This is a genomic window from Seohaeicola zhoushanensis (assembly GCF_014656415.1).
Lineage (GTDB): Bacteria > Pseudomonadota > Alphaproteobacteria > Rhodobacterales > Rhodobacteraceae > Seohaeicola_A > Seohaeicola_A zhoushanensis.
Genome location: NZ_BNCJ01000056.1, coordinates 329 through 3,719, shown reverse-complemented (window position 1 = coordinate 3,719; position 3,391 = coordinate 329). Strand labels below are relative to the sequence as shown.

The 3,391-nt window shown below is 65.6% G+C and carries 3 protein-coding genes and 1 pseudogene; all 4 read right to left on the bottom strand.

Features of this window, described 5'->3' with window-relative positions; genetic code table 11:
* The coding region (locus tag IE266_RS26590) for an ABC transporter substrate-binding protein (protein ID WP_189683160.1) at positions 1-898 on the bottom strand (898 nt) is incomplete at its 3' end.
* 25 nt (positions 899-923) lie between these two features.
* Entirely contained in the window at positions 924-1,970 is a 1,047-nt protein-coding gene (locus IE266_RS26585) for a branched-chain amino acid ABC transporter permease (protein WP_189683159.1), read from the bottom strand.
* Positions 1,970-2,842, bottom strand: coding sequence for a branched-chain amino acid ABC transporter permease (locus tag IE266_RS26580; protein WP_189683158.1), 873 nt, complete (start codon positions 2,840-2,842; stop codon positions 1,970-1,972). The genes IE266_RS26585 and IE266_RS26580 overlap by 1 nt, the downstream gene beginning before the upstream one ends.
* Positions 2,839-3,391, bottom strand: a pseudogene (locus tag IE266_RS27120) (long-chain fatty acid--CoA ligase); the annotation flags it as partial. The gene IE266_RS26580 and the pseudogene IE266_RS27120, both read right to left, overlap by 4 nt.

Below are 3,391 nucleotides of genomic sequence, written 5' to 3'. Positions count from 1 at the left end.
CGGAAAGATACTTTTTCGCCAGTTCGACAAAGGCCTTGCCGGCGTCCGATTGCAGCGGCGCGACGTAGTCGACCGAGTAGATGCCGTTCGAGGCCGGGCCGATGGCCTTGAGCACCTCGGGCACGCGGCCGGGCCAGAAGGTGGCGATCACCGGGGAGATGCCGAGCTTCTCGGCCTCTTTCACCATGGCGATGTTCTCGGAGATGATGCCGCCGGCGATCAGCACCTCGACGCCGGCATCCTTGACCCGCAGCATTTCCGAGGCGAAGTCCTTCTGCCCGCGGGCATAGGTCGTCTCGTAGGCGACGTTGATCTCGGCCTCGGCCTTGGCCTGCTCGATGCCCTGGCCGAGCGCCTTGCCGTAGTCGTCATCCTGCAGGATGATGCCCCATTTCTTGCCGGGATAGGTCTTGGCGAGATAGAGCGCGAGCTGGTGCATGCCCTCGGTATAGGACTGGCCGACCACGAAGATATTGTCGTTCGGCGGCTCGTAGAGCGGGGGCAGGGGGCCGATCGGCACCATGGCGGGAATGCCGGCCGCCTTGACGATCGGCAGCGAGGCCAGCGCCTGGCCCGAACCGGAGAGCGAGGTCAGCGCGAAGACCTTGTCCGAGCCGATCAGCTTCTTGAGCGACTGGATGGTGCGCGAGGTCACGTAGCCGTCGTCCTCGGCGATCAGCCGCAGCTGCCGCCCGCCGATGCCGCCCTCGGCATTGACCTCGGCCATGGCGAGCTTGACGCCGATGTTGTGGGCGATGCCCAGCAGGCCCGGCGGGCCGGTCAGCGGCTCGACCTCGCCCAGCAGGATTTCAGTATCGGTGACGCCCTGCTCTGCCGTGGCCGTTCCGGCCGGGACGGCAAGCAGCGCGGCGGCCGCAAGTCCCTTCAAGAGTCTCATGTCTTTCCTCCCATGATTGATTCTGTCAGTACCGAAGAGGCCAGAGCGTCCAGGCGCGTCTGGCGTCCTGCCAGAGACCCATCAGCCCGTGCGGCTTGAGCCTCAGGAAGAGAATGATGACGAGGCCGTAGAGCAGGCCCTTGATCTCGTGCGCGCTGGTGGACAGGACGTCCTGCGCCCGTTCGCCCAGCAGCGAGAACACGAAGGAGGTGACCTCGGGCAGGCCGACCAGGAAGATCGAGCCGAGGATGGCCCCGGCGATGGACCCCATGCCGCCGACGATCAGGATCGCCAGCGCCTCGATGGCGAGGAGGAAAGGGAAGCCGTCGACGGTGACGAAGCTGAGGAAGATGCCGTAGAGCGCGCCCGACAGGCCGACGATGAACGAGCTGGCCATGAAGGCGTAGAGCTTGTAGGCGCGCAGGTCGATGCCCATGACCCGGGCGGCGTTGTCATTGTCGCGGATGGCGATGAAGGCGCGGCCGATGCGCGAGCGGCGCAGGTTCAGGCAGGCGAGGATCGTCAGGACGCCGGCGCCGACGCAGAGATAGTAGAAGCTGGTGTCGCTGTCGAAGGCATAGCCCAGGATCTTCGGCCGGTTGACGAAGATCCCGGAGGAACCGTTGGTCAGCCCGTCGAATTCGAGCACCATGTGGTTGACGATGAAGGCCGAGGCCAGCGTGGTGATGGCGAGGTAGAGCCCGGTGAGGCGCAGCGAGGGCACGCCGACCAGCACACTTGCCAGCGCCGGCACCACGCCGGCCAGCGCGAAACCGGCGAGCGGCGGCCAGCCCCAGCTTTCGGTGGCGATGGCATAGGCATAGGCGCCCAGCACCATGAAGGCGGTCTGCCCGAGCGAGATCAGCCCGGTCCAGCCGGTGAGGATGTTCAGCCCCATCGCGCCGATGGCTGTGATCGCCATGAGGGTGACGATGGACAGTCCGTAATAGCCCAGCACGAAGGGCGCGGCGAGGGCGAGGGCCAGGCCGATGACGATCCAGGCCCGTTGCAGGCCGGAATCGGTCAGGTTGATGTGCTGGACGATGGTTTCCTTGTAATAACCGCTGCGCATCAGAGCCTCTCGATCCGTTTTTCGCCAAACAGCCCGTAGGGGCGGAGCATCAGGATCAGGATGATGATCACGAAGCCCGCGACTTCCTTGAGGCTGGAGCTGAGGTAGCCGCCGACCAGGTTCTCGGTGACGCCGATGATGAGCCCGCCGAAGGCCGAGCCGATGATCGAGTCGAGCCCGCCCAGGATCGTCGCCGGGAAGGCCTTGAGGCCGAGGGCGTAGAGGCTGGGCGAGAGTTCATAGGCGATGGCGAAGAGCACCCCGGCGGTGCCCGACATGACCGCGGCGGCGCCCCAGGCGGCCATCTGCACGCGGCCCGTGTTGACCCCCATCAGCTGGGCGGTCGCATCGTCCGAGGCGACGGCGCGCATGGCGATGCCGAAGCGGGACCAGCGGAAGTAGGCCCACATGCCGACCACGGCGGCGACGAGCAGGAGCAGCACCGCGACCTGCGCGACGCGCACCCGGATGCCGCCGAAATCGACCAGCGCGTTGCCGGCGGCGATGTCCATGTTGTGCGGCAGCCCGTCCCACAGCAGGATCACGCCCGAGCGGAAGATCACCGAGAGGCCGATCGTCACCATGATCTGCGCCAGGATCGACTCGCCCATCATCGGGCGGATCGCGATGCGTTCGACCGCCAGCGCGAAGAGGATGGCGAAGCCGATGGCACCGATGGCGACGATGAAGGGATTGCCGTCGACCGAGGTGGAGATCGACCAGGCGACATAGGCGATGATCATCGCCATTTCGCCCTGGGCGAAGTTCAGCAGGCCGGTCGACTTGTAGATGATCGCAAAGCTCATCGCGATCAGCCCGTAGACGGCGCCGACGGCCAGGCCCGAGGACAGCAGTTCTAGGAAATAGGTCATGCGCCGGCCCCGTAGATCATCTCCAGCTCGCGCTCGAATTTGGTGTCGATGATCGAGCGGCGGACCTTCTGGGTCGCCGTCAGCTCGCCATCGTCGTGGTCGAGTTCCTTTTCCAGGATCACGAACTTGCGGATGTTCTCGACGCGGGCGAAACGCGGGTTCACCTCGTCGACGATGGTCTGCACCAGTTCGCGCACCTCGGGCAGCTGGGTCAGCGACTTGTAGGTGGTATAGGCAAGGTCGCGGTCCGAGGCCCAGAGGCCGACGTTGTCGAAGTCGATCTGGATGAGCGCGCCGAGGAACTTGCGGCCGTCGCCGGTGACGATGACCTCCTTGATGTAGGGGCTGTCCTTGAGCGCGTTCTCGATCTCGGAGGGGGCGATGTTCTTGCCGCCCGAGGTGATGATGATCGCCTTCTTGCGGTCGACCACCGAGATTTCGCCGTCATCCAGCGTCGAGACGATGTCGCCGCTCATCAACAGGTCGCCGCGCATGGTGTTGGCGGTGGCCTGGGGGTCGCGGAAGTAGCCCTTGAAGACGGCGGGGCCG

Excerpts from the sequence above, each read along its gene's own strand:
- IE266_RS26585 (WP_189683159.1), bottom strand. The coding sequence starts at position 1,970 with ATGCGCAGCGGTTATTACAAGGAAACCATCGTCCAGCACATCAACCTG.
- IE266_RS26580 (WP_189683158.1), bottom strand. The coding sequence starts at position 2,842 with ATGACCTATTTCCTAGAACTGCTGTCCTCGGGCCTGGCCGTCGGCGCC.